At 48.8% G+C, this 25,999-nt stretch carries 17 protein-coding genes and 1 rRNA gene; 7 read left to right on the forward strand and 11 right to left on the reverse strand.

Going from position 1 to position 25,999, the window contains the following annotated elements; all coding sequences use genetic code 11:
• Positions 1-19 precede the first annotated feature (19 nt).
• On the reverse strand, positions 20-928 hold the full coding sequence (gene menA / locus CBP31_RS06995) for a 1,4-dihydroxy-2-naphthoate octaprenyltransferase (protein WP_087035791.1): 909 nt from the start codon (positions 926-928) through the stop codon (positions 20-22).
• Between the two features lie 190 nt (positions 929-1,118).
• Here menA and CBP31_RS07000 point away from each other — a divergent pair, with 190 nt between their 5' ends.
• From CBP31_RS07000 to cysA, 6 genes are all read left to right on the forward strand, one after another.
• Positions 1,119-2,075: an enolase C-terminal domain-like protein gene (locus tag CBP31_RS07000; protein WP_087035793.1), complete on the forward strand. Its 957-nt coding sequence runs from the start codon at positions 1,119-1,121 to the stop codon at positions 2,073-2,075.
• Between the two features lie 83 nt (positions 2,076-2,158).
• Complete coding sequence (locus CBP31_RS07005) at positions 2,159-4,129, forward strand: exoribonuclease II (protein WP_087035795.1); 1,971 nt, start codon at positions 2,159-2,161, stop codon at positions 4,127-4,129.
• Positions 4,130-4,926: 797 nt separating this feature from the next.
• A complete protein-coding gene (gene cysP / locus CBP31_RS07010) occupies positions 4,927-5,931 on the forward strand; it encodes a thiosulfate ABC transporter substrate-binding protein CysP (RefSeq protein ID WP_087035798.1) in 1,005 nt (334 codons plus the stop codon).
• Between the two features lie 3 nt (positions 5,932-5,934).
• Positions 5,935-6,777: a sulfate/thiosulfate ABC transporter permease CysT gene (gene cysT, locus CBP31_RS07015; protein ID WP_087035800.1), complete on the forward strand. Its 843-nt coding sequence runs from the start codon at positions 5,935-5,937 to the stop codon at positions 6,775-6,777.
• Entirely contained in the window at positions 6,777-7,616 is an 840-nt protein-coding gene (cysW, locus tag CBP31_RS07020) for a sulfate/thiosulfate ABC transporter permease CysW (protein WP_087035802.1), read from the forward strand. The genes cysT and cysW overlap by 1 nt, the downstream gene beginning before the upstream one ends.
• Positions 7,617-7,622: 6 nt before the next feature.
• On the forward strand, positions 7,623-8,714 hold the full coding sequence (gene cysA, locus CBP31_RS07025) for a sulfate/thiosulfate ABC transporter ATP-binding protein CysA (protein WP_087035804.1): 1,092 nt from the start codon (positions 7,623-7,625) through the stop codon (positions 8,712-8,714).
• 277 nt (positions 8,715-8,991) lie between these two features.
• On the opposite strand, the gene cysM is transcribed toward cysA, so the two are convergent.
• Complete coding sequence (gene cysM / locus CBP31_RS07030; RefSeq protein WP_087035806.1) at positions 8,992-9,891, reverse strand: cysteine synthase CysM; 900 nt, start codon at positions 9,889-9,891, stop codon at positions 8,992-8,994.
• A gap of 128 nt (positions 9,892-10,019) precedes the next feature.
• Entirely contained in the window at positions 10,020-10,631 is a 612-nt protein-coding gene (locus CBP31_RS07035) for a LysE family translocator (protein WP_087035808.1), read from the reverse strand.
• 183 nt (positions 10,632-10,814) lie between these two features.
• Here CBP31_RS07035 and CBP31_RS07040 point away from each other — a divergent pair, with 183 nt between their 5' ends.
• Positions 10,815-13,475 (forward strand): bifunctional acetate--CoA ligase family protein/GNAT family N-acetyltransferase, encoded by a 2,661-nt coding sequence (locus CBP31_RS07040; RefSeq protein WP_087035811.1) that lies wholly within the window; start codon positions 10,815-10,817, stop codon positions 13,473-13,475.
• Positions 13,476-13,499: 24 nt separating this feature from the next.
• Here the strand turns inward: CBP31_RS07040 and pelG are convergent, their stop codons facing one another.
• From pelG to rrf, 8 genes are all read right to left on the reverse strand, one after another.
• Positions 13,500-14,873: an exopolysaccharide Pel transporter PelG gene (gene pelG / locus CBP31_RS07045; RefSeq protein ID WP_087035813.1), complete on the reverse strand. Its 1,374-nt coding sequence runs from the start codon at positions 14,871-14,873 to the stop codon at positions 13,500-13,502.
• Complete coding sequence (pelF, locus tag CBP31_RS07050; RefSeq protein ID WP_087035815.1) at positions 14,854-16,368, reverse strand: GT4 family glycosyltransferase PelF; 1,515 nt, start codon at positions 16,366-16,368, stop codon at positions 14,854-14,856. The genes pelG and pelF overlap by 20 nt, the downstream gene beginning before the upstream one ends.
• Positions 16,365-17,339, reverse strand: a complete 975-nt coding sequence (locus CBP31_RS07055; protein WP_087035817.1) for a tetratricopeptide repeat protein — start codon at positions 17,337-17,339, stop codon at positions 16,365-16,367. The genes pelF and CBP31_RS07055 overlap by 4 nt, the downstream gene beginning before the upstream one ends.
• Positions 17,302-18,645, reverse strand: a complete 1,344-nt coding sequence (locus CBP31_RS07060; protein WP_087035819.1) for a PelD GGDEF domain-containing protein — start codon at positions 18,643-18,645, stop codon at positions 17,302-17,304. Before CBP31_RS07060 ends, CBP31_RS07055 begins: the two co-directional genes overlap by 38 nt.
• Before the next feature lie 30 nt (positions 18,646-18,675).
• Complete coding sequence (locus tag CBP31_RS07065) at positions 18,676-19,188, reverse strand: hypothetical protein (protein ID WP_087035821.1); 513 nt, start codon at positions 19,186-19,188, stop codon at positions 18,676-18,678.
• Between the two features lie 12 nt (positions 19,189-19,200).
• Positions 19,201-22,749 (reverse strand): tetratricopeptide repeat protein, encoded by a 3,549-nt coding sequence (locus CBP31_RS07070; protein ID WP_087035823.1) that lies wholly within the window; start codon positions 22,747-22,749, stop codon positions 19,201-19,203.
• A gap of 55 nt (positions 22,750-22,804) precedes the next feature.
• The gene (locus CBP31_RS07075) at positions 22,805-25,537 is read right to left on the reverse strand and encodes an endo alpha-1,4 polygalactosaminidase (RefSeq protein WP_087035825.1); all 2,733 of its coding nucleotides are present in this window, start codon (positions 25,535-25,537) and stop codon (positions 22,805-22,807) included.
• Positions 25,538-25,784: 247 nt separating this feature from the next.
• Positions 25,785-25,899, reverse strand: a 5S ribosomal RNA gene (rrf, locus tag CBP31_RS07080).
• Positions 25,900-25,999: the final 100 nt, after the last annotated feature.

Raw genomic sequence — 25,999 nt, forward strand, 5'->3', positions numbered from 1 at the left:
ACAAAGAATGGTGTTCCATTTAGATACTTGCCCCTCCAAAAGCCAACCCCAGCGCTAACAGGCTGCAAAACAGCAAGGTTCCTTGAGCAGTGAGCGCTAATGCCTGATTTAAAACACTGCCTTGTTGAGTGAGTACCAGCCGCAAAGCTTTGCACAATGGCCATAGCGCCAACAAGCTTAAAAAGCCCACTCCGGTCATGATTTGCGCGCCGGTTAATAACGCTCCGCTCAAAATAAGCAGCTGATAAACTCGTGCCTGCACTAGGCCTAGCCGTAATGCCAAGGTACGTTTCCCCGCGATTAAGTCTGAGTCTAGGTCGCGGATATTATTAATATTCAGCACCGCCACCGACAATAAGCCTGAAGTTAGCGCCGCCCATATTGGCGTTGTCGTAAGCTCGACGGTACGGGTGAGCGGCTGCATTAAATAATACGTCCCCAGCACGGCGACCGGACCAAAAAAGATGAACACGGCGATGTCGCCCAAGCCTAAATAACCATAAGGTCGGCGGCCCAAGGTATAACCCAAGGCGGCGAGTAACGCTAAAACGCCCAACACCATAAAGCCCAGCCAAGCCGCCAAATCAGTACCCAACGCACTCCACAGCAACAGCAACCCCGACCCCATCGCCAATAACGCCGCTTTAATGATCGCAAGCCGTAATTGTCGGGCCGAGATGCTCCCCGATGCCAATGCACGCACGGGTCCTGAACGATTATCGGAGTCGGTGCCACGCACACCGTCACCATAGTCATTAGCTAAATTCGACACCACTTGTAGCAACAAGGCAGTGATCAGCGAAAGCCACAATACCACACCATTAAAATGCCCCGCCCCCGCCGCGCTACCGGCACCGAGCAATATGGCGGCTAACGCTAGCGGTAAAGTTTTAAGTCTGATGGCTAATAGCCAAGCGGAGAAAGGCATCACGTTACTTAATCAACAATATGGAGTGTCATGATAGGTAAATAGCTATCGGCTTACTGTGACCCGTATCCAGATGCTTAAGCCGCAGGCTGGCCAGCCTGCTGATCACATGTTACTTTCATGTGAAAGTAAATACGCACTGCTAAGCATTAAGCTAATAACAACGCCAACACTAAGAAGCTGAGAACCTATGCACATTAACCTCTATCGCTATCGATTGCCGTTGACCATGCCGCTCACCATTAATGGCGCCACCATCGCCCAGCGTGAGGGTTTTTATGTGGAAATTGCGGGCCATTGGGGCGAAATTTCACCTCTGCCTAATCACTTATCTAATGGACAAGCCGACAGCGATGTAAGCTTAGAGCAAGACTTGCAGGCGGCCGTTGATCGTTTGCGCCACGGGTTGGCTCATGAGGCCAGATTGCCGGCGGTACAGTTTGGCCTAGATTGCGCACTGGCTAAGGTCAGCTCGGCACCTTTAACTGTTGAGCAGGCACCCATCTCTGTGCCGCTATTAGAAGGCCCCAGAGATCCGCTGGTGCGCGCTTGGCGTTGCCGACGAGTCCACCCTAAGCGTGCTTGGCTTACCCTTACCGGCGATGTGCAATACGACGCCGGTTTAGTACGCGAGCTTTGCCTGTTAGCGCCCACGGTACGCTTAGTGCTGGACGCCGCAGGACGCTTAGATAAAGAACAAATCGCAGGGTTATGGCAGCGCATAGATGGTAGCCGTATCGACTGGCTACTGGATCCTGCCGCCGACTTACCAACCGCGAAAGCCTTAGCCGAACAATACTCAATGCCAGTGGCGCTCGACCTCGCCCGCTACTCCGATTTTACCTCAGCAACGGCTCCCAACTTAGCCAATGCAGAGCTCGCGTTCGCTCAGGCGATGATCATTAGGCCCGCGCAGTTGGGCGGACTTGCCCACAATCAGCAGCTGGCCGCGCAAGCTCGCGACTTAGGTTTAGAAGTTATGCTGGGCGACAGCTTACAAAGTGGCCTAGGTCAGCATCAATTAGCCCATTTATCTCATCACTGGCTGCCGGGTGCGGCGCTGGCATTAGGTCGCTGCCGCTACCTGCTGGACTCTGGTATTAATAAACAAGGACAGCCTGCTATCGCTGGACTCACGCCGCTCTAACCCTGCCCTTACGCTTAAGCACTGCTTGGCATATGAGGGGTAAATCCGTATAGTCAGCTGCATATTTCGACAGGTTTCTATATATGTTTCAAAATAACCCCCTATTAGCTCAGCTAAAGCAACAAATGCGCGATGACCTTGATGTTAAAGAAGGTATGGTTAAAGGTACCTCTAAAGGTTTTGGCTTTTTAGAAGTCAGCGAGAAAGAAAGCTACTTTATTCCACCACCACACATGAAAAAAGTCATGCATGGCGATCACATTACCGCCATCTTGCGTACCGAAAACGATCGGCAACTGGTTGAACCAGAGACCCTCATTGAAGCCGGTGTCACTACTTTTGTCGCCCGCGTTAAGTGGTTCCGCGATCGCTTAAATCTGGTGCCCGACCATCCGCTAATGAACGAAGCCATTAAAGCCCGTGCCGTTAAAGGCATTAACGAAAAAAGCTTAAAAGAAGGCGATTGGGTATTAGGCGAACTGACCTCACACCCGCTCAAAGGCAATGGCTTTTTCGCCAACGTTATCGAAGTGATCGCCGGCGTTGACGACCCGAACGCGCCGTGGTGGGTAGTATTGGCCCGCAACAAATTGACTAAATACGCACCAGAAGACAACAAAGATTGGCAGCAAGTGCCCGATACGCTGACTCGTCGCGATCTTACCGATGTGCCTTTCTTCACTATCGACGCCGAATCGACGTTGGATATGGATGATGCCTTGAGCATCACTAAGCTCGATAATGGCTGGGAACTACTGGTCGCCATCGCCGATCCTACCGCCTATGTGCCCCATAACAGCGTAATGGACAAAGTGGCCGCCGAACGCGCCTTTACCGCTTATATGCCTGGCCGCAACATTCCTATGCTGCCGCGTACCTTGTCTGATGAGCTGTGCTCATTACAAGAAGGCGTTGAACGCCCGGTGATCTGCGCACGTTTGTTTATCGACAATGACGGTAAAGTAGACGAAAAAGCCGAATTTTTCGCCGCCACTATGCGCTCTCATGCTCGCCTGAGCTACGACAACGTGTCTAATTGGATTGACGAAATTGGTGATTGGCAGCCGGCTAATGACATTATTGCCGAGCAAATACGCCAAATGAAGGCGTTCACGCTGACCCGTGCCGCTTGGCGCACCCAGCACGCCATCATCTTTAAAGATCGCCCAGATTTTCGCTTCGCACTCGATGCAGACAGCAACGTGACAGATATCTTGGTAGATTATCGTCGTATCGCCAACCAAATGGTTGAAGAGTCGATGATTGCCGCCAACTTGGCCTGTGGTAACTGGCTAAACGAGCGCATAGGTACAGGTATTTTTAACGTGCACTTGGGTTTTGATAGCGAGAAAATGGAAGGCTTAGTGGAGCTGCTTGCCGCTCACGAGTCACCCTTTGCGCCAGAAACACTCAGCACGCTGGAAGGTTTCTGTGCCCTGCGTCGTTGGGTAGATGCGCGCGAAACCTCTTATCTGGACAGCCGCACTCGTCGTTACCAGTCGTTTGCCGCCATGAGCCCAGTACCAGGCCCGCACTTTGGTTTAGGCTTAACGGCTTACGCTACCTGGACCTCGCCGATTCGTAAATATGGCGACATCGTCAACCATCGCTTAATTAAGGCGATTTTGTCTGAACAAGCCCACGAGGCTTTCATCCCGAGCGAAGAGCTAGCAACGCATTTGTCGGATCAGCGTCGTATGCATCGCCGTGCCGAGCGCGATATCGCCGACTGGCTGTACGTGCGTTACTTAAAGCCAGCTGTGGCCGAAGGTAAAGTATTTGATGCAGACATCGTCGATGTAGGTCGTGGTGGTGTGAGATTACGCCTGCAAGAGAACGGTGCTGGGGTATTTATGCCTTCATCACTGATCTGTTCGAATCGCGATCGCTTAGAATGCAGCTGGGACGATGGCCGCGTCTACTTAGACAAGGCCACCTTGTACGAGCTAGGCCAAACGGTGCAGATCATCATCACCGAAGCCATCGAAGACACCCGCTCTTTGATAGCCAAGCCTGCTCAGCCTATTTCACCGGTGGCGCCACAAGCGCAGTAAATCGCTGATAGTTATAGCAAGATTGCCAAAAGGCCTGCATCCGCAGGCTTTTTTTTGTCTGTGAGGGGTGAGACGTAAAGAGTGAAGCGGACGAGATAAGTTACAAACATTCAAACCTAGAGCTATCTTAGCCACGGAATACACGGAAAAACACGGACGAAAAGCAATAAAGCTGTAAATGATGAAGAGGAAAAGACTTAACGGTTCCTGATTACCCACAAAGATCAGCCATATATCAGTGAGTTCAGTATCAATGAATTCAATAAGTTACAGGGACATGCCGGTCTCATCTCTTGTAGGTGCCAATTTATTCGGCACGGTTTTGGTTTTATTCTTAAACCTCACAAACAGCCAGCGGAGCTGGCCAGCCGAAGTCCTCTTTATTAAAGAGACGGGCTGCTACAAGTGCTAGACCCTTGGTCTTGAAGCCAACGGGGCAGTGAGAAAAACAAACCGAAACAGGGTGCATTATGGCTGAGGATCATACGTAATCAGGTAACGGTTAACCTTCAGATACAGCACTCTTTCTGCAGTCTTAGCGTTCTCTTTACAAAATAATTTTTCGCTCTTATCTCAGTTTAATTTTTCCGTGGCTTCCGTGTATTCCGTGGCAAAAAATTCTTTAGTGTTTGTCTTTTAGCTGGGTGCTGGGTGCTTGGCGCCGGGCGCTGCGCTCCTCGTCCATTATACTCGCCCCTGCTTATGTATAACCAAAAGGAATATGAAACAGCTTATCAATCACTTCTGGATCTATTAGTATGGGTGCATATCAATCTTTCATGTTTCTGGAGTGTGTCATGCGTAAATCACTGATTGCGACCCTGCTACTAACGGCTGGCTTAAGCGCTGCTGTTCCTGTGCAGGCTAAAGAGCTACTGAACAGTAGCTACGACATTGCTCGCGAATTATTCGCCGAAATTAACCCGGCTTTCGTTGCACACTGGGAAAAAGAAACCGGTGAGAAGCTGACCATCAAGCAAACTCACGCCGGTTCTTCCAGCCAAGCACAGGCGATTTTACAAGGCTTGCGCGCCGACGTAGTCACCTACAACCAGGTAACTGACGTGGATGTGCTGTATGAAAAAGGCAAACTGATCCCAGAAGATTGGAAAGCCCGCCTGCCTAACGACAGCTCACCTTATGTATCGACCATGGCGTTTTTGGTGCGTAAAGATAACCCAAAAAATATCAAAGACTGGAGCGATTTAACTCGCGAAGACGTTAAATTGGTATTTCCGAATCCTAAAACTTCAGGCAACGGCCGTTACACTTACTTAGCCGCCTGGGGCGCCGCCGAGAAACAGTTTGATGGCGACCAAGATAAAATTCGTGAGCATATGGGCAAGCTGATTAACCAAGTTGCGGTATTTGATACTGGCGGCCGTGGTGCCACCACTACTTTTATCGACCGCGGTATTGGTGATGTGCTGATCACGTTTGAATCGGAAGTAAACAACATTCGCGACTTGTATGCCGCTGACGGTTATCAAGTGATAGTGCCGTCGGTAGACGTGTTGGCTGAATTTCCTGTCACTTGGATTGACCGTAACGTAAAGCGTAATAAGACCGAGAAAGAAGCCAAGGCCTATTTAGAATTCTTGTATAGCCCAGATGCCCAGCGCATTTTGGCTAAGCACTACTATCGCGTAAACGATAAAGCCGTTGCCGCTGAAGTGGCCGATAAGTTCCCAGAAACCGAGCTGTTTAAAGTAGAAGACGTATTTGGCAGCTGGGAACAAGCCATGAAAGATCACTTTGCTAACGGCGGCACCTTAGACCAGTTACAGGCAAAGGGACGCTAAGCCATGGCGGCGCTGTTGGGCTCATCTAAGCGAGTGTTACCCGGCTTTACCTTAAGCCTGGGCACTAGCATGCTGTTTGTCAGTTTGATTATCTTGTTACCGCTTACCGGCTTGGTAATGAACACCAGCCAAATGGGTTGGTCGCAATACTGGCAAGTGATTAGTGATCCCCGAGTGGTGGCCACCTATAAGGTCACCGCCAGCGCCGCTGCTGCAGCCAGCTTGTTTAACATGGTATTTGGCCTATTAATGGCCTGGATTTTAACGCGTTATCGTTTTCCTGGCCGTGCCTTGCTGGACGGCCTAATGGACCTGCCCTTCGCCCTGCCTACCGCGGTGGCTGGCCTCACCTTGGCCTCGTTGTTTGCGACTAACGGTTGGTATGGCGAATGGTTGGCGGATTTCGGCATTAAGGTGTCTTACACCTGGATGGGCATAGTGATTGCCATGGTTTTTACCAGCGTGCCCTTTGTGGTGCGCACGGTACAGCCGGTGTTAGAAGACTTAGGCCCAGAGTACGAAGAAGCCGCCGCCACTTTAGGCGCGACGCCTTGGCAGGCTTTTAGCCGAGTAGTATTGCCCGAGTTAAAGCCGGCGTTAATTACCGGCACCGCGCTGTCTTTTACCCGCAGTTTGGGTGAGTTTGGTGCCGTGATTTTTATTGCCGGCAACATGGCTTGGCAAACCGAAATTACTGCTTTGATGATTTTCATCAAGATCCAAGAATTTGATTTGGCGGGTGCCAGTGCTATCGCCAGCGTGATCTTGCTGGCCTCGTTCGTACTGCTGTTCTTGATTAACGGCATTCAAAGTCGCTTTATGCGCCGCGTACGAGGTAATAGCTAATGGAACAATCCTTAACTTTAGCCACAACCCGCCCTTGGGGCCGTTGGTTCTTGATTGGCACCGGCACTGTGCTCACCATTCTCTTATTGGTGGTACCACTGCTGGCCATTATCGCCGGTGCTTTTGCCGCCGGTGTGGGTGGCGTCATTGAAAACTTAAATGAACCGGACATGCTGCATGCCATTGGCTTAACGCTGATGGTCGCCGCCTTAACAGTGCCCATTAATTTAGTGTTTGGCACTCTGCTGGCTTGGTTGGTGACGCGCTTTAACTTTCGCGGCCGCCAATTATTGCTCACCTTAATGGACGTGCCCTTTGCGGTATCGCCAGTAGTGGCGGGTTTATTATATCTGTTGATGTATGGCGTCAATGGCCCAGTGGGCGGCTGGTTCGACGGTTACGATATGCAGCTGATGTTTGCTTGGCCCGGTATCGTAATGGTGACGGTATTTGTAACTTGTCCTTTTATGGTGCGCGAACTGGTGCCTTTAATGAGCAGCCAAGGCACGGATTCGGAAGAAGCGGCCGTCTTACTCGGCGCCAGTGGCTGGCAGTTGTTTCGCAAAATTACCTTGCCAAATATTCGCTGGGCGCTGATTTACGGGGTGATTTTAACCAATGCCCGCGCCGTGGGTGAGTTTGGCGCCGTATCAGTAGTGGCGGGCGGTATTCGTGGCGAAACCAATACCCTGTCGTTGCACGTGGAGTTATTGCATCAAGACTACAACGCAGTCGGCGCTTTTACTGCCGCCGCCCTGCTTACCTTGATGGCAATCTTCACCTTATTAATTAAATCTTATCTTGAGTGGCGCTTACACAGCGCCGCAGCACAGGAGTAGCACCGCATGAGCATTCATATTGAAGGTATTAATAAATCCTTTGGCAAAACTCAGGTGCTGCACGATATTAATCTGGATTTGCCGAGCGGCCAATTAGTCGGCTTATTAGGCCCTTCCGGCTCCGGCAAGACCACCTTGCTGCGTATTATTGCCGGTTTGGAGCACGCCAACAGCGGGCGCATTAGTTTTAACGGCAATGATGTGACCGACTTGCATGCCCGCGACCGCCAAGTGGGGTTTGTATTTCAAAACTACGCGCTGTTTCGCCATATGACGGTATTCGAGAACATCGCTTTTGGTTTGAGCATCTTGCCCAAGGCCCAGCGCCCCAGTAAAAAAGATATCAAACAGAAAGTGGATCAGCTGTTAGAAATGATCCAGCTGTCGCAGGTGGCCCAGCGCTTTCCCGCTCAATTGTCTGGTGGCCAACGTCAGCGCGTAGCCTTCGCGCGTTCACTGGCGGTAGAGCCTCGGGTGTTACTGCTTGATGAACCCTTTGGTGCGCTGGACGCGCAGGTACGTAAAGAGCTGCGCCGCTGGTTGCGCCGACTCCATGACGAGCTGCACTTCACCAGCGTATTCGTAACCCACGACCAAGAAGAAGCCATGGATGTGTCGGACCAAGTGGTGGTAATGAGCCAAGGCAAGGTTGAACAGATAGGCACGCCCGATGCGATTTGGGAAGAACCCGCCAGCCGCTTCGTGCTGGAATTCTTAGGTGAAGTGAACAAGATAGATGGCGAGCTCAATGGCAGCCGCTTTAAGGTAGGCCATTATCCGCTGCAATTACCAATTGCTAGCCATAAACAAGGCTCAGCCAGCTGGTATTTACGGCCCCATGAAATTAGCCTAAGCACTGAGGTTAACGCCCAACATCCGTTGCCGGTATTAGTCACAGACGTGAATGCCCGCGGCAGTTTAGTGCAACTCGAATTAGAGCCCAAAGACTGGCCGGGCCAGCTGATGGAAGCGCAATTACCTCATCAGCACCTGATTGGCGTGAAGCGCGGCCAAACCTTATATCTGGGCAGCCAAGGCGGCCGCCTCTATGCGGGCGAGCAGCAAGTGACCGATAGCAGCTTGGCACTTACTGCTTGAACCTCAGCTTTCAGCCGTAAGATAAACAGAGATTAAAGACTTATCTGCAACGGAATCCACAGAAGAACACGGAAAAATAGTGATCAAATCTGAAAGTGATTTTTTATGGTAAGAGCCAACCTTAAGTTCATCAAAGGGCGAGCCCTTACCCGTTAAATATTTTTGGTTCTTGTTACTTGTCGATTTTATCCCATGTTAATTTTTCCGTGCGTTCCGTGTTCTTCCGTTGCCAAATAGATCTAGATTATTTGTTTTGCTTATCTCTCCCCTTTACTCTTTACCCTTCACTACTGCCAAACACCCCTGATGATAAATAGCGGTCACCGCGGTCGCAGATGATGGCCACGATAATGGCGTTGTCATGCTGTTCAGCCAGTTTTAGCGCGCCGGCAACTGCACCGCCGGAGCTAACGCCGCAGAAGATACCTTCTTCGCGCGCTAAGCGCAGCATGGTGGCTACTGCCTCATCTTCGCTAATATCTAACACCTGATCGACACGGCTTTGCTCAAAGATGCCCGGCAAATACGCCTCGGGCCAACGGCGGATACCCGGAATACTGCTGCCTTCGCAAGGCTGTAAGCCGACGATTTGTACGTCTGAATTTTGCTGCTTTAAGTACTGAGACACACCCATAATAGTACCAGTGGTGCCCATGCTGGACACAAAATGCGTCAGCGTGCCCGCCGTTTGCTGCCAGATTTCTGGGCCCGTTGTTAAAAAGTGCGCCTGCGGGTTATCCGGATTATTAAACTGATCTAAGATCACGCCTTTGCCGTCGGCGGCCATCTTATCGGCCAAGTCGCGCGCACCTTCCATGCCTGCTTGCTTACTCACCAAAATCAGCTCGGCACCGTAGGCCAACATAGCCGCCTTGCGCTCTTCGGTGGCGTTGTCAGGCATGATTAAGATCATGCGGTAGCCCTTAATGGCCGCCGCCATAGCCAGCGCAATGCCGGTATTGCCACTGGTGGACTCAATCAGCGTGTCACCGGGTTTAATATCCCCGCGGGCTTCAGCTTGGCTGATCATATTCAATGCGGGTCTGTCTTTTACCGAGCCTGCTGGGTTATTGCCCTCCAGCTTCACTAACACTTGGCTATTGGTATGGCTGGCCATGCGCTGCAAGCGTACCAGCGGCGTGTTGCCAACAAAGTCCTCTATGGTCGGAAATTGCATTGTTAATCCTTGAAAGCGATGCGTTTATGCCATTTTACCCGATGCAGCCACGGGTCTCGAATGCTTATTCTCGCAGCTGTTATGACTTGCTTGATAAAACCGATATTTAGCGAGAGCTTACCGCATAGCTAGCGCATGATCAGCCGAATGCCTAAGGCCATCATAATAATACCGGACAGTCGATTCATCATCACAGACGCACGTTTTTGACCCTGTAAGCCGCGTTTTAATTGCTGCCCAAGTAAACCGTAAGCGCCATTACACAGGGTAGCGGTCAAGGTAAACACCCCGCCTAATGCCAGTAATTGCATGGGTACGGAGCCCGAATCAGGACGAATAAACTGCGGCAGAAAGGCCAGAAAAAACAGTATCACTTTAGGATTGAGCAAGCCGATCATTAAGCCGCGATAAAAAATTTGCCGCCGGTTGCCGCTACTTTGTGCCTGCGGCAGATGAAACGTGGCAGCTGTGCGCAAGCTCATCCAACCCAAATAGACCAAGTAGGCTGCGCCAAGATATTTAATTACGCTAAAGATAATGGCTGATTGCATGATCAGCGCCGAAAGTCCTACCACGGCTAATAAGGTGTGCCCGAGATAAGATAACCCTAAGCCAAGTGCTGCCCACAAGCCTGCATAGCGCCGCTCACTAAAGGCTTGCGATAGCACAAAGAATATATCTGGACCCGGTGTTAAGTTTAACGCCAAGCAAGCGGGAATAAAGAGCAACCAAGGATCCATCTTATACCTCTCAAGTTCACGCCTTTAACAGCAAGCACAGGCCAAATCTCAGTTAATATGCTACAAACCTTAAGCTCAGCCTGTAATGACATAGTTATTTATGTTGTTATTTATATCGTCATACTCGCTAGGTAGATAACCGCCTTACCTCACTTATATTATCCATACCACAAGGAACTCCCCATGCCGCAGCAAGGACTCGATGCTCTGTTTCGCCCCGCTAGCATAGCCGTGATTGGTGCTTCACATCGAGATAATGGTGCTGGCAAGTTGGTGATGAAAAATTTACTAGCGGGTAATTTCAGCGGTCCCATTATGCCGGTCAACCCTAAGTATGAAGCGGTGGCTGGGGTGATGGCATATCCTGATATTCCTAGCCTGCCGCGCACCCCTGACTTAGCAATTGTCTGTACACCCGCAGCCCACAACGTCGCGATTATCGAGCAATTAGGCCTTAAAGGCTGTCGAGCGGTGATTATTCTTGCTGCCGGCACCTCGCCCGAGCAACTCACGCAAATGAAAGACAGCGCCCGCCTCCATAAGATGCGTCTGTTAGGACCCAATAGTATGGGGGTTATCTTGCCCCATTTAGGCCTCAACGCCAGCTTTGCCCCCTTTCCTGCCAAAGCCGGCCGCATTGCTTTCGTCTCACAATCGGCGGCCGTGTGCTCGACGATACTTGATTGGGCTCGTCATAACGAGGTGGGGTTTTCACACTTTATTTCTTTGGGTGATGCCTGTGATATCAATTTTGCCCAACTATTGGATTATTTAGCTCGGGATCGCCACACCAGCTCTATCTTGCTCTATATGGATGCCGTGCAAGACGCCCGCGCTTTTATGTCAGCGGCCAGAACCGCATCGCGTAATAAAGCCGTATTAGTGGTCAAAAGCGGCAAGACGCAACTCGGCGCCCAGCTTGGTTATTTACACTCCGGGGGCAATGTGGGCATGGACGCCGCCTACGATGCGGCAATTAGGCGCGCCGGCATGTTGCGGGTGCGCGATACTCACGATTTATTTGCCGCCGTAGAAACGCTCAATCATGCGCAAAGTCTACGGGGCGAGCGCTTAGTGATCCTTACTAATGGCGGCGGACCGGCCATTATGGCTATCGATACCCTAGTGGCGCGCGGCGGTAAGCTGGCAAATTTAAGTGAGCAAACCCAAGCTCAGTTAGATCAGGTGCTGCCCGCCGCTTGGTCCCATATCAACCCTATCGATATCGTCGGCGATGCTCCGGTAGCCCGTTATCTTGACAGCTTAAAGGTGTTACTCGACAGCGAAGATTGCGATGCAATCCTCATCATGCATGCCCCTTCCGCTTCTGTTTCTAGCACCTTAGTGGCCAAAGAAATCATTAAGCTATTACAGAGTCATCCCAGAGCCAGACGCGTTAATATCTTAACCAACTGGTCTGGCGAGACCAGCACCTTTGAAGCTAGACGCTGCTTTACCGAAGCCGGCATTCCCACTTACCGCACCCCAGAGAGTGCGGCCGGCGCCTTTATGCACTTGGTAGAATATCGACGTAACCAAAAATTATTAATGGAAACGCCTGAGTCTATTTCCGATCTGCCCAGCGATAAAGAAACCGTGAAAACGGTCATTCAAGAAGCCTTTGCCCAGCATATTTATCAGCTAGATACCCACGAAGTCAGCCGACTCATGGCCGCCTATGGCATTCAAACACTGCCCACTTGGATTGCTACGGATAGCACAGAGGCGGCACACATTGCCGAACAAATTGGCTATCCGGTAGCTATTAAGCTGCGCTCGCCGGATATTGCGCATAAGTCAGACGTATCGGGCGTGGTGCTTAATTTACGCTCGGCGGCTGAAGTGGCGCAATCTGCCGATGCTATTTTTGACCGAGTTAGCCAATCCTACCCAGGCGCGCGCATTACCGGCCTAATGGTACAGCGCATGGCACGCCGCGCCGGCTCCCAAGAACTGCACATAGCGGTGCGCTCAGACCCAGTATTTGGCCCCATTATACTGTTAGGCGATGGCGGCATTGATTGGGACGGCGAAGAGCAAGCCGCAGTATCGCTGTTACCCTTAAACATGACACTGGCCCGCTACTTGGTTATTCATGCCCTAAAAACCGGCAAGCTGAGAGCCAACCGCTCTCACCAATCGCTGGATATGGAAGCCGTGTGCCGGGTGCTGACTAAAGTCTCACATCTGATTATTAATCATCCAGAAATCACCCACTTAGATATCCACCCGCTGTTGGCGACCGGTAAAGAGCTGATCGCACTGGATGTAAGCCTAAAATTGGAGCCATTCGAGGGCGAGGGCCAAGCGCGACTCGCCATTCGGCCTTATCCAACTGAGTGGGAAGAGCAGGCAAAACTTAAAGATGGCAGCAACATCTTAATACGCGCCGTATTACCGGAAGACGAGCCAGCCCATAGAGACTTTGTAAATAACGTATCCGATGAGGATCGTTATAAACGCTTCTTTGCCAATGTGGTGATCGGCCATGAAGAACTCGCCCACATGACCCAGATTGATTACGACCGCGAGATGGCGTTTGTCGCCATCAATAGTGATGGCAAGATCTTAGCGGTAGTAAGAGCCATATCAGATCCCGACAACGAAGATGCAGAATTTGCCATCCTAGTGCGCTCAGACCTCAAAGGCATGGGCTTAGGCCGCTTATTAATGGAAAAAATAATCCGCTATGCACGCATTAAAGGTATTCACAGCCTAAGCGGCATGACCATGCCCACTAACCGCGGCATGATCAATCTTGCCCGAAAATTAGGCTTTAAGGTGAAGGTAGATTTGGAAGAAGGCGTCGCCGAATTGAAGTTGCAGCTGGCTCGAGGGGAGTGATACCAAACCTGCTCCCCCCACTAACTAGGAACGCTGCAGCATAAAGGTCCGGTACTCTAAATCGTTAAACTGCCTGTTTAGCATCACCAGACCAATTAGAGTGGTGAGTAACATGGTGATAGCGAAACCATACCCATAAAAGGTGGGTCCGAGATCGATACTGTAATATGCCAGTGTGAAGTTGCTGCACATCATAAAAAAGGTCAAGAATAAGGCGGCGTAACGACGATCCAGGTAATACATTACGTTCAAAATCGACATTACCAATACCTGCAGGCTGACACCTACCAGCACAATATGGAACAGAGGAAGATAGGTGAGATCAATATTCAATAAGGTAAGAATATCCTCAGCCCATAATAGTAACAGCGCCAACGCCATGCCCTGCACCTTAAAAATATCGTAAATACTACGCTGGCAAGACAGCACCATTTTATCTCGGAGTAGATTAATCGTCGTTAAAGTTGCACCTTGTCTGACCGCATCGTAAAACTTTAAGCAAGCATGGGCGAAACTGGTTTCCATCCTCAGCATAAACACCGCCATACCCGGAATAATTGCCAGATAAGCAATGAAGATAGGCAAGTCATAAATGTAGGATGCACGAAATGGTGCAATGATCAGATGAGAAGTTTCTTCTCGAAACCAGAACACGAATTTATCCAGCCACACCCCAAGGTTATAAAACAACCCGCATGCGATCAGAGAGTAAAAAGCTTTTCCACGGTGTAAAAACTCAAATGACACCAATTGTCGCGCCGGAAAATCCCGAAGTACAAACAGCAGAAAAGAGAAGGTCAAGACGGCTTGGCAAAAACAGAATATGAGTAATAAACCCAGCAGATTCAGCTCAGGGATGGTCAGGCTTAGTAATATCATCAAGCCATAACTCAACGCCATGGTGATCAGGATCCGATAGTACTTTTTCATACCACTGAGAAATATAATGATCAGCCACTGGTTACATAGCAGCACCAAGCAAGTAAAAATCGTCACTTTTACCGCTGGTGTTATGCTATCGGTACTAACCATAATGGCCGCACCTATTATACCGGCAATGGCACTCGTAATGAGCATAGAGCCAAGCAAGTTTGGCAACACCCGCTCATCTTCATTTGCATAAAGCCGGTCAGAAATGAAGCGCGTAAGAAGCAGCTGAAACAAGCCGCTGATAATGAGTGAGCCGGCCATAAGATAAGTAACGATAACCAGAAACTGTACCATCGCATACTTAGGAAACATCGAGCCCATTCCCAGCAGGCCAATGGTCAGCAACGCTAGAATGGATATTACCCAAGGTCCCGAGCTAATAATACCGGCCAAGCCATAGGCTTCCAATACGGAAAGCAGCGTATTCTTCTTCAGTATTTTGCGAAGTTCAAAGCCGATTCCCGCCATCAATAGCCTCCTGGTAAAGTGTTCTATATACGTGATGCATATCAGTTTCATTGTAATAGCGAGTGACGCGCTGTTTGCCTATATCGCCGGTTTTGTGCCATTGAGAGGTATTGGTTAAGGTGTCTATGATAGCGTGTGCCGCTTGTACCGGACTGGCAATCTGAATAATGCTGCCCGCCGCTCCCATGCAGGCATCTTCACCAGGTGCGCCATGGATAATTTCATGACAAGCACCCACCTCAGTCGCGATACAGGGAATGCCGGAAGCCATAGCCTCAAGCAGTACCAGAGGTTGAGCCTCACTAATTGAGGTGAGCATCACCACCCCAAGCTTGGGCATCATCTCTGCCACGTTCTGGTTTCCTAGCAGTTTGACATGCTCGGTCAGCCCTAAACTGTCAATCAGCAGTTCACATTCCCGTACATAAGTGGGGTCCTCTTCCGTGGGACCGATAATCCAGCCTTGTAACGTGGGCATTACTTCGACCGCCCCCCGAATAGCACGGATAAAGGTTTTAATATCTTTAATAGGCACCACTCGCCCAATCAAGCCCACCACTAACGGAGGTGTGACGGGCCGTTGAGCATACGCTTCTTCAAAGCGGGCAACATCAATACCGTTGGTGATAACTTGTGTTTTGTATTCAGGTGCGCCGTCGGCATGCTGACGCTGCCGGTTTCCTTCAAACAACGAGATTATCTTGTCAGCTTTATGATAGGCGGTAAGGCCCAGCTGCTCGAAAAAACGAACCCAAGTCTTTCGCGTCTGATCCATTTCTTTATGCATACTTATATCGATCAAGCTGTGGCGGTCTTCGATCCAACTCGCTTGAGATAAATCAATTTTTCGCTCTTTGGTATAGATTCCGTGCTCAGTGATGATGTAGGGCCGTTTGGTTTTCTGCTTGCATAGCGCCCCTAAAAACCCAGCATAACCAGTAGAGAGACTATGAAAAACCTTAGCGTCGGGCAGGTTTTCAGCAATATGCGCCAGCGTAAAAAGCGGTTGATGAATATTACGATACGTCCAGAAATAATCGACGAAAGACTTGTGAGGAGAGATGTCTCGATAGCGCTTGCTCAGCACTTCCCAAGACGAGCGGCTGTAGAGAAAATCTGCAAGAGATAAACCATTGTTATTACCAAGCTTTGAAAAAACCGCATCCAGTAGCTCATCAGGTATTGGTTCTTCTGGTTGCTCTAAGTAAGCGACAAGCTGGCCCCACTTTTCAAACATGACACTGTCACCTTTGCGCGCAGCTGGAGTCAGTGTGTCGGGCGTATGTAACAGGTAATGTGCTTCAAAGCCGACCACATTGTCCGGCAGTTCATACACTGGCTCACCGTAAAATTCTGGCGAGCCCCCGAGAAAAATGAGATGAAAGTGATACTGCGGTAATCCACTGATGATTTGATGCAGCCAGCTAGAGACACCGCCTCGCACATAAGGATAAGTTCCCTCTAATAGTAGGCAAATATCTACTTTTTTAGTCATAGCCAATACTCCTTAAGCTGGCTTAATTGGCTACTATTTTTATCCGGTAGGAGAGAAAGATACTCGCGAGTCTTGTCGTAATCTTTTACTAGATAGGCCGCTTCTGCCAGATAGGGCACAACCAGCTCTAACTGCAATCCCTGCTGACTGGCATGCTTTAAATGAGTCATGGCTTCCTCTGGACGCTGCTGTGCAAGCAATACCCGCCCCAACAACAGACTATTAGAGGCACCGATTTTTTTCTCAACCGACAGCCTGAGATACTGCTCGGCTTGCTTCAGATAATGTTTCTTCAAGATACCTTCTGCAATACCGAGGTAGCACAGCTCCCAGTAATGCTGGGCTATGTTGTAGGCAATATCAGGAAGCGGCTGCTGTTGATAACGTTGTTTGTAATTGGCAATTTGTTCATTAATTTGATTTTCAATGGCCTCTAACGCTGCATACGCCAATAAGCGTGTATAGTCAGCCGCGTCTTTCAGCGCCAGCTGGAGTAAGGGCACAGACTGTTGACGTGGAAGGTGACTAATGGCCGCCACCGCCAAGGCTCGTTGTTCCGACGAGTCGTTGTGCACCAGTATATCCCGCAGCGCCCCTGCTCCGAATAGCGAATGAGTGACCGTCTCTTCTGTTGGACTTTGCGGCAACGACAAGGCTTCTATCGACTGCCAATGATTACTGTGCTGCTTCTTGGGAAAATATAAGGCCAATAACATCGAGCAAGCAGTGCCTACGATTCCAACTACCGGCAATAATAGACTGAATAAGAACAAGAAACACAAGGAGCCAAAGAGTGGGATACAGTATTTTTTAGGCAGTATCAGCCAGCACCAACCGGTAAAGCTGGCACAAGCAACTGCATGACATATCAGTAGTAAAAGCCAGTCCGATAGGCCTAGGTGGGAGCTATTAAGCAGATAAATAGCAAAACCTTCAATGATGATGGATTGAATGAATAGCAAGGCCTTCATCAAAGACTCCATATTGATAGGTTAGATTATTGATTTCCTCAAAATTATTCTTAATTGAGAAAGGGCCTTGAATACCGATATCCGCAGCTGGAGAACTGTTACTGATACCAAATAGTTGCTCAATACGTTGAATATACTGCTGGGCGTCGTTTATCGACGATAAAGGCAGCAGCACAAACAGCGACGGTTCTCCTGTGGGGGATTGGCAGGCCCAGTAAATATCGGCTCCACGACGGTGATTGACGATAGCATCCAAGCGTTTCTTCTGATGATTACTGCTGGCCGTATACACCACCAACTGGCTGTCAACACCAAACTGAAGTTTACTTTGCTTGGCCTGAGCCAAATATTTCAGAAATAGCTCGCCTTCTTCTGGCTGTAGCAACGGCGTAACTAATGTATCACTAAGTAAATTAGCCGCATGGCTGGCCACTAAAGAGAGCAAGGCATGATTGGCGAGTGTTTGTTGAAAAAATTTAGCGTTTTCTACCACTACTACCGCCTGTAAGACATTCTGAGTATCCAACATCGGAATACAAAGCTGATAGCGAGATTTATGGGTCTGATGTGCCTCCGTTTTGGCGGCTGACAGTAAGGTGCGCTGCTCTAGCATGTCTTGCAACATAGGGTCATTAAGATCAAGCTTATGGTCATCACCAAGCCTAGCGCGAGGCTCAACATCAATATGGCCATTTACAATCTGGTAGACACCGGCGATTTCTAACCCCCCTATTTCTGCCAGCAGATGTAAAATCGGCTGACCGAGTTTATCCAAGCGGTTGGAGCTGTGTAAGGTAGCTATATCATGCAAAGCGCTAATGCTAGCCCGCAGACTGACGGCCTGACCGGCGGCTCTTTGTTCCAACTTATCATGAGAAACCTTAAGCAAATGATAGTTTTGGGTAAAGCTTTCCAGTTTGCGGCTCATCTCCCTGTGAGCCACAAACCGCTTATTATTTATTGCCTGCCAGTGATCCCGAAACTCGCCAGCCAGCATGGCGACTAGTAGTATTCCTACCGCTATCGAGAGCGGAAAGAGGGCCAGATTTCCTTGGGTACTCATCATGCTTGCAAGTCCTGCCAGTATGATGAGCGCGCAGGAAAAACCTTTGGCAAAGCCATAACGCAATGCCACCAACAAAGGTCCGAGCAAAGGCCAAAAAAATGACTGGGTAGTTCCGGCCACTGTGGGTACTCCTGATTGCAACCAGATATAAAGAGCAATAGCAGAGACCACTAGGGTCTCCAGCCACGCAATACCATCCTGCTTAAAGCCAGATGTCATTAGATGCTGCAATTTACTCATAGGCTGCTCTCATTTTTTACGTCATGGATCTTATTCAACATTCAAACCATCCAACAGTTCATCGATGACTTTCTGCCCTGCACTAGTGACACTCTCCCGTCCCCAACCGCTACGAGCACCGCTCGCCCGCCATTGAGTTACATTATCACCAGCGGATTGAACCTCTAGCGTAATACCCACGGCAGGCTCACCATCCAGTCCGCTTTTGTAATGCCACTCTTCAACCGAGCCACTGATAACATAATCGACATTCTGGCTAGCAAGCCAAGTTTGTGCATTTTTTCGTTTAGCGTTGTTATCAAGAATACTGGCTAAGTCGCTAACATCGCTGGCGGGATAAAATGTGGCATTAATACCTCTGGCGTAAAGATGAGTACCTAATATTTGCTCTGCTTTTTCCGCGGCCATCGGCGTATTGGAGCTATTGATCATCGGCATAATCGCCCAGCGGCTATTAGCAGGGAAAACCGGACTTTCGGGCACCTGATAGTTGCTACAAGCGGTCAGCGCGAGACTTGAAATAAGTAACCATGTTTTTTTCATCTTTTTATTCCCTTAAAAACGATAGGAGTATCCCAGCGACCACTTTAAAGCTTCGTCACCATTTCGATCTTGGCTCTGCCAGTCAACAGTCAATGAGATTTCATCATTGCCAAGCACTTCCCACCCCAAACCTGCAGAAACCGCCACATCAGGATGATCAGAACTCACGTTGTAACCCAAGGAGGTATCTACCCAATAACGTGGGCTGGGCACCGTGGGTCCCGGCAAAGCCGGTGTTCCTTGCCAAACTCGCTGGCCAATGGCCAGCCGTTGATATTCCTCACCAATAAAGTCGCCACTAGTGAGCGGCACAGAACCTTGGTGTTGTTTGTTAATGCCATCAAGCGGTGCATCACTCAGATTGATCTGCTGCATGTCTAGACTGGTATAAATCTGCCAAGCAGGGTCGTTAAAAAATAACTGTTCGCTAGCCCGCAGATTAAGGTCCCACCCTTGACCAATATCGTCACCATATCGGGTGGTAATGTCATGCCAACCCAACTGAAAAGATAATGACTCCCGAGCTGTTGGCCGATAATTTACGCCAAAATCGACGGTATTGTCTTTACCAGTTAGGGTAAGTAGTTGACTGCTTTCTACAGCGGCATCTAGCGCCACTTTTATTGAAACATCCCAGTAATCATTCAAAATATGCTGATAGTCACCAGAGAAGCCTAAACGCTGATCTCCGAGGCCATCAGCAATATCAACACCAAATGACCATCGGCTATCGTGGTTACGATAAAGCACCTCACCGCGTAGCCGCATTTCATCCTTCATATCAATACCAGTAAGCAGATCTGGGGTATCGGCTACTTGAAAATCGGTCCCTAGCCGCCAGTTACCTTGTTGGTGGGGCGCATAATAATCCATACTGTAACGGGTAAGATCCCACTCTGTGTTATGAGTCGCGCGCGCACTGATACCATGAACCTGATCCGGATGCTGGCCTACATGTACTGCCCGTAGCTGACGTTCTGCCTCAGGATCATTTAGCTTACCGATCAACTCCTCTCCCTGCAGCCAAGCTTGGGCATACTGGCCAGTTAACTGTAGAGCGGTATTTTTATCTGCCACCGGTAGGCTCATAGACTGTTGCAGCAAAGCCTCCATGGCTGATCTATCTTTTTTAAGAATGGCCAGTCCCAGCTTTTGCCAGTCGGGTAGCGAGTACCCCTTCAGGGCGGTATGTTGATGCCACGCTTGTAAGTTATCTGGCCTGCCAAGTGCTAAATAATAACCAAATAGCTCCTGAGCATTAGCCTGATCTGGCTTATTAATCAGCGCTTGCTGTGTCAATTGCAGAGCCGCTCCTTCTCCTACAAACAAGGCCACCAAAGAGCGATAGGAGACATCTCCCTCATTCAGTAATAGCAATTGATCAGTTAGCTGACTGACGAGATAACGCCGTAATAAATAGGCTTTCTCTTGTTCTCCACGTCTATCCAACAGACTGGCGTAATTTAGTAACACTGCAACCTGTGGCTCACCGGAGGTATCATTTTGTAGCAGCACGCGCTGATACCAAAAACTGGCTTCTTCCAACCGGCCCAACTGATCGGCCGCCGTAGCAAAAGCGAGCCAAAAAATACTATTGTGTTGTTGAGAGTGTCGATACTGGTCATAGATAGAAGCGGTAACCTCTCTATCATTAGTGTCAATGGCAAGCCAGAGCAAACCATTAATCGCGGTATCATCATAGGGTGCTAGCCGGAGGATTTGACGATAAAGTGCTGCGGCTTCGTCAGTTTGTTGGTTATCTCTGGCCAACTGCGCCCGATACAACAAGGTGGCGGTATTCTCTGCTAGGGTCGGATCTTGGCTGGCAAGCTCGACCAAACGGGCAAAAGTTTCTTGATCTTTGTTATCCAGGCTTGCTTGAATAGCCGCCAGCAAAGGAGCAGCATTGCCGTAATCTTGATAAAGTTGGACCAACTGCTCTATGTCCTCTCGGGACTTTATCGGATCACTGGTTCTTATATAACGATAGATATCCAGCTCACTACTAGCCCTAGTAATAAGCTGCTGATTGGCCTGCTGGGCAAACCCCCGTTCGCTGGTCTGCCAAGCCAAAGATGAAACTGTAGTGAGATAATCATCGTCGGCCTCAAACCAATTGATGGCCGAAGTAAGAATCTGTAACGCTAGCTCAGGCTGTCGAGTCATAATATAAGCATCGGCAAAGCGCAGCGCTTCACTGGGTGTCGGCTGACGTAGTGCTAACAATTTGTGCCGTTGCTTGATCACGTTAGAATAATCGCCGAGATAACCATAAATCCGAGATTGGTGCACGATAAGCGCAGCATCATCTGGCCGTAACGCCGCTAATAATTGCACACTATCTAATGCGGCCATTGACCCTTGGGCTTTTTCGATAGTGTTCACCCCATCATCATACTCAAGTTCATCAAGCTGATTTATTTCTGCAAGCTGCTGATAATATAAGCTTTCAAGATACATATCACCCAAGGCTCTAGCTTCAACGATGCCTTCGCGTAGTTGCGGTGTTGTTGCTCCCAATTCCAGTAAGCGCTGGCTGATATGTGACGCCTCTTCAATTTGACCCTGCCACCGATGCAGCGTATGTAATTGAGCTAAGTACGTTGGATCTAAATATGTCTCGGTGACCTCGGTGAGCAATGCAGTGGCCAGTTCAAGATCGCCGGTGGCAATAGCCAGCTGGGCAGTAGACACTTTCAAGGTATTATCAGGTGTAATGGCCAACAGCTTATTTGACTGTTCCAGCGCCATACCGCTATTACCAGCACGAGTTAAATGATCAATGGTCAGGCGGAGATAGTCGGGATCCAAGCTCAATGCACCCTGATAGTCTGCTATAAATCCTCGCCCTTGTTCAGTTTTCCCGGAACTCAAATACAAGTTCAGAATGCCAGCAGCTGTCTCTAGGTTCGGATTTTGCTGGAACGCCTCTTTTTGCAAACGAAGAGCCGGTTCATAATCAGAATTTTGCAATAACAGCGACACTAATTCTGGATAACTAGTTTGGCCGCTTTCCAAATGGGGCGACAATAGCTCCACCGCTTTCTTTGTCATCGACATTGTGATTGCAATATCAGCCAGTGTTCTGGCATCCGCGGCGTCAGACGGAGAGTCTACTCGCTCAAGAAAATGACGAAGCTTGCTCTCGCTCTCTGTAGCCGCCTCTTGCTGATCTTTGGTTTGATAATATTTATTCTGCAATAATTTGGCGTAAGTGACGGTTAGAGACGAATCGCTTAGCTCACTATCCTTATCAAGAATTGACTCAGCCAAATCAATTGCCTTGTCCTGCTCCCCCATTTGAGCGTAGTTATCTACCAGCAGCTTGCTGACCTCCGCATTTTCTGGATCTCGGGTATGCATTTGCTCTAAGAAAATCTGGGATACCTGGGGAGAATTTGTCCTACTAAGAAGCTGAAGCAGTGTGCTTTGGCTAGGCGCCAATAACCACAGCACCCAAATAGCAATCACCGCTAGAATAACCACAGTGCGGCGATTCAGCAGATTAAGCCTACTCTCGGATGGCTCTTGTTCAGAAACGTGCTTAGAAAATAATTCCATTTTTTCTCGCCGTCAGGTGGATATCTACAGTCTTAGCAGATCAAGTTATTAGCTACTAGCAGCGCAGCTCACCGCTAAACAGGCCGGCTTTCTCGCTGGTATAACGTACGGTATTTTCTACAGTGCTTACCTGGTGAAGTGTTGTATTACCACTTTGCTTGCACTTTGCAGCGTGGGCCAATTCAAACTCCAGCGGGACATGACTGAGAATACTCCAGCGGATAACATTACCGAGACGCTGCCATTTGAGCAGCTGTCCATTAGCATTCTTAAGACGAACGGTTCGATCCTTTTGATCTGATAAGGTTAGAGTTGCTCTAGCATCGGAAAGGAATAAATACTTGCCGTCTTCGCTGTCTTCCCAGCCAGCAATAGTACTCTTATTCATAACAGGCGTGCCAAGTCGATGAGGTAAGCGCAGGCTTTTTATGCCCGAACTGGTGATCTGCCATCGGCCGTCTAGCGTGCGAGCCAGCCCAGTTTCATATAAGGTTTTGGCCCGCATGGCATATTCACTTAAATAAAGCGGAGTCACTTCTTGCTGAATGGCCCACGCGTGAACATCTTTCACGGCTTTCAATGATGCAGGATAAGTACCAGAATACATATGATAATAAATACCAATGGTTTTTAATCTTCGCGGGCTACCCAACAACTCGAAGGTCTCAATAACACGGCGATAGCCTTCAAAATTTTCAGTCCATTCGCTGGTATAAACGTTTTCATTTAATACTGGAGCATAAACCTGAACGGCAGTAGGGTACCAAGCAATAGTAGGAGAAACCTGGGTTAGGCTACTATTACCGAACACCACATTAGTATTACCGCCATTAACATTAAGTAAATTTGCTCGCTCAGCAATACCCAGAGTTTTTTCATCTGGATTAGCTCCGCCACTCCAGAGAATAAGATTTGTTTTTTTATCTTTAGGGGCTAATCGCTGATTGATGTAATCAATACTGCCTATAATTTCCTTATGAAAATCGACGTCATAATTAGGGATAGGAAGGTTATCACCGTATTTTTTTACTTTAGTAGAGGTCGTGCTTTTCCAGAAAAACGGATGACTGAAGGTGTGAGATGCCACTTCAATATTCGGTAGAGAAAAAATATTACGAGCGATAGTTTCAAGCTCAGCACTGATTTCTGGATACAAGCCTTGTTTACTTACTTCACCTTCAATAACAGATACGGTCTGCGGAATATTAAAGGGCTTAAAGATATGCTCCATCAGTACTTCTGCGGTATACGGCTTACCAGGGAACCAAGACTTAGAGGGAAAACCATCACCATCAACATGGCTGGTTAAAATACGCCGTCCCGTTTCAGTAGTCACATCCGCCGCCGGGATCGCGGGAAGATTAAGCATCTTCTCAAGCAAACGAAAGGGATCGATTAACCAGACTTCCTTATCATTGGCCAATGTTGTTATTGGCAATGGTGAAAGTGCCGCCCCTCCCCAAGGAGCACTGAACAGTAATCCGGCTGTATCTGCGGTATCGTCAGTAACACCAAGTAGTACTTCTACTTCTGGCTTGGCGCTGAGCCATTTGGAATATGTTTCAAACTCGCTAAAGGCAATAGTATTGGTCGATTTCAGCCAATCTTTGCCTTGGGAAATATTTATCTTACCTTGTAAATCGCCCGCAGTTTGCAACCCTAGCTCTGCTCTAAGCGCAGGCAAGGTGGGTAAATCACCGAGAAAGAGCATAGGACGAACGTTGAGGTGTTGTGCCAGCCATGCTTGCAGTTGAGGCTGCTGGTTATAAGTGCTTTCGTCCAGCCAAGCCACTATGGCCGCATAACGGTTGATATCCAACCGAGCAAAATCAATGGTATTAACATCCAAACATTCAGGTACATAACCCAAATATTCGATAGATGTGGCACCAAGTCGATGGCATAAAGAGCCAGTGTAGTCTTCCTGGGTACCGTCGAAAAACCCGAGCACTCGCCTAGCTATAGGCTCAATAGTACTGACGCCAAACTGATAAAGCAGACCATCACTAATATAAGGCGTATAACCTTCATTCAGTAGACGTTGCGCAGCCACTTTTTGCGCCTCTCGCTCATTACCAGAAATATAATCAATGACGATGGCTTCTAAATTAAGAGCTTTAACCCTATTTAACTGATTAGTCAGCCATTCGCTATCGGTCTCGCTCATTTCTCGATAGCTATCATTGATAGGGTCATAGCCATGATAAAGAGATTCCGCGACCACCGCATGGGCAAAGCCACTGACCTGTTCCAGCACTTCAAAGCCGCGGTTCAAGATCAGTTTTGGTTTTGCATTCAACCCCGCTAACTCTTCGATAATCAGCGCTAACGCCTGCTGTTGACCAGCTTGAGCCGCTTCTTCTTCTGCAAACAGATAATAACTATCAAGAGTATCGAGAAAGAGACCATCAAACCCTTTAGTAACATACTGAGAAGCCCGTTGCAGAAGGTGCTCACGCCAAGCAATAGCAGACAAGTCCATTACATGACTTTGCCAATTAGTATTTTGTACAGGGGAGAGTAAGCTTAGCGACTCGGGCAGAATTTTTTCATCATATTCACCGATGCTGAGATAGGCAAAAACTTGGGTACCGGCTTTGTGTAGGGTTTCAATCTGTCGTTCAGTGATCAATGAGGGAGTCACAACAACCCGCTCATAGCTCATCAGCTCGCGTACTGAATCAATACTATCGTAATAGAAAGCAATGGATTTAGCTGGCCGCTCTGCACCTATCACCTGAATGAATAGGGTTGGCAACAGCAACAGAACCCAGATGAGAAGACGCATTACCACACTCCCTTGTCGATAGTTGTTTCGCGAGCAGAACTCTTCCTGAGTTAATCTGATTCGCCTCATCCTAATCTAGACTCAATTGAACAAATTAGATAATCAATTAAAACAAAAAACGCTATGGTTCACACTATTTAGTTAAAAATTTAGCGTTCTGTATGCCGCTGAGGATGTGAGGTATAAAATACCAAGCTATAGACATGAAAAAGCCCTTCACATCAGTGAAGGGCTTTTTGAATTGGTTGCCTGGCAGTGACCTACTTTCACATGGCAGCTGCCACACTATCATCGGCGCGGCTGCGTTTCACTACTGAGTTCGGCATGGGATCAGGTGGTTCCACAGCGCTATGGCCGCCAGGCATAAATTGTAATCTGGAAGGCTGATTTTGATTATCGTACTGTTAAGTACGCTAATCTGAATAATTTGTTTGTTCTTGACCGCAAGGTCTCACACTTCTT

The sequence above is a fragment of the Oceanisphaera profunda genome (genome assembly GCF_002157895.1).
Classification (GTDB): Bacteria; Pseudomonadota; Gammaproteobacteria; order Enterobacterales; family Aeromonadaceae; genus Oceanimonas; species Oceanimonas profunda.

What these genes read in the sequence shown, in the direction of transcription:
- cysW (WP_087035802.1), top strand. Translation starts at nt 6,777, where the DNA reads ATGGAACAATCCTTAACTTTAGCCACAACCCGCCCTTGGGGCCGTTGG.
- CBP31_RS07005 (WP_087035795.1), top strand. Translation starts at nt 2,159, where the DNA reads ATGTTTCAAAATAACCCCCTATTAGCTCAGCTAAAGCAACAAATGCGC.
- CBP31_RS07070 (WP_087035823.1), bottom strand. Translation starts at nt 22,749, where the DNA reads ATGGAATTATTTTCTAAGCACGTTTCTGAACAAGAGCCATCCGAGAGT.
- CBP31_RS07035 (WP_087035808.1), bottom strand. Translation starts at nt 10,631, where the DNA reads ATGGATCCTTGGTTGCTCTTTATTCCCGCTTGCTTGGCGTTAAACTTA.
- menA (WP_087035791.1), bottom strand. Translation starts at nt 928, where the DNA reads ATGCCTTTCTCCGCTTGGCTATTAGCCATCAGACTTAAAACTTTACCG.
- cysT (WP_087035800.1), top strand. Translation starts at nt 5,935, where the DNA reads ATGGCGGCGCTGTTGGGCTCATCTAAGCGAGTGTTACCCGGCTTTACC.
- CBP31_RS07000 (WP_087035793.1), top strand. Translation starts at nt 1,119, where the DNA reads ATGCACATTAACCTCTATCGCTATCGATTGCCGTTGACCATGCCGCTC.
- CBP31_RS07065 (WP_087035821.1), bottom strand. Translation starts at nt 19,188, where the DNA reads ATGAAAAAAACATGGTTACTTATTTCAAGTCTCGCGCTGACCGCTTGT.
- CBP31_RS07060 (WP_087035819.1), bottom strand. Translation starts at nt 18,645, where the DNA reads ATGAGTAAATTGCAGCATCTAATGACATCTGGCTTTAAGCAGGATGGT.
- pelF (WP_087035815.1), bottom strand. Translation starts at nt 16,368, where the DNA reads ATGACTAAAAAAGTAGATATTTGCCTACTATTAGAGGGAACTTATCCT.
- cysP (WP_087035798.1), top strand. Translation starts at nt 4,927, where the DNA reads ATGCGTAAATCACTGATTGCGACCCTGCTACTAACGGCTGGCTTAAGC.
- cysA (WP_087035804.1), top strand. Translation starts at nt 7,623, where the DNA reads ATGAGCATTCATATTGAAGGTATTAATAAATCCTTTGGCAAAACTCAG.
- CBP31_RS07040 (WP_087035811.1), top strand. Translation starts at nt 10,815, where the DNA reads ATGCCGCAGCAAGGACTCGATGCTCTGTTTCGCCCCGCTAGCATAGCC.
- CBP31_RS07075 (WP_087035825.1), bottom strand. Translation starts at nt 25,537, where the DNA reads ATGCGTCTTCTCATCTGGGTTCTGTTGCTGTTGCCAACCCTATTCATT.
- cysM (WP_087035806.1), bottom strand. Translation starts at nt 9,891, where the DNA reads ATGCAATTTCCGACCATAGAGGACTTTGTTGGCAACACGCCGCTGGTA.
- CBP31_RS07055 (WP_087035817.1), bottom strand. Translation starts at nt 17,339, where the DNA reads ATGAAGGCCTTGCTATTCATTCAATCCATCATCATTGAAGGTTTTGCT.
- pelG (WP_087035813.1), bottom strand. Translation starts at nt 14,873, where the DNA reads ATGGCGGGAATCGGCTTTGAACTTCGCAAAATACTGAAGAAGAATACG.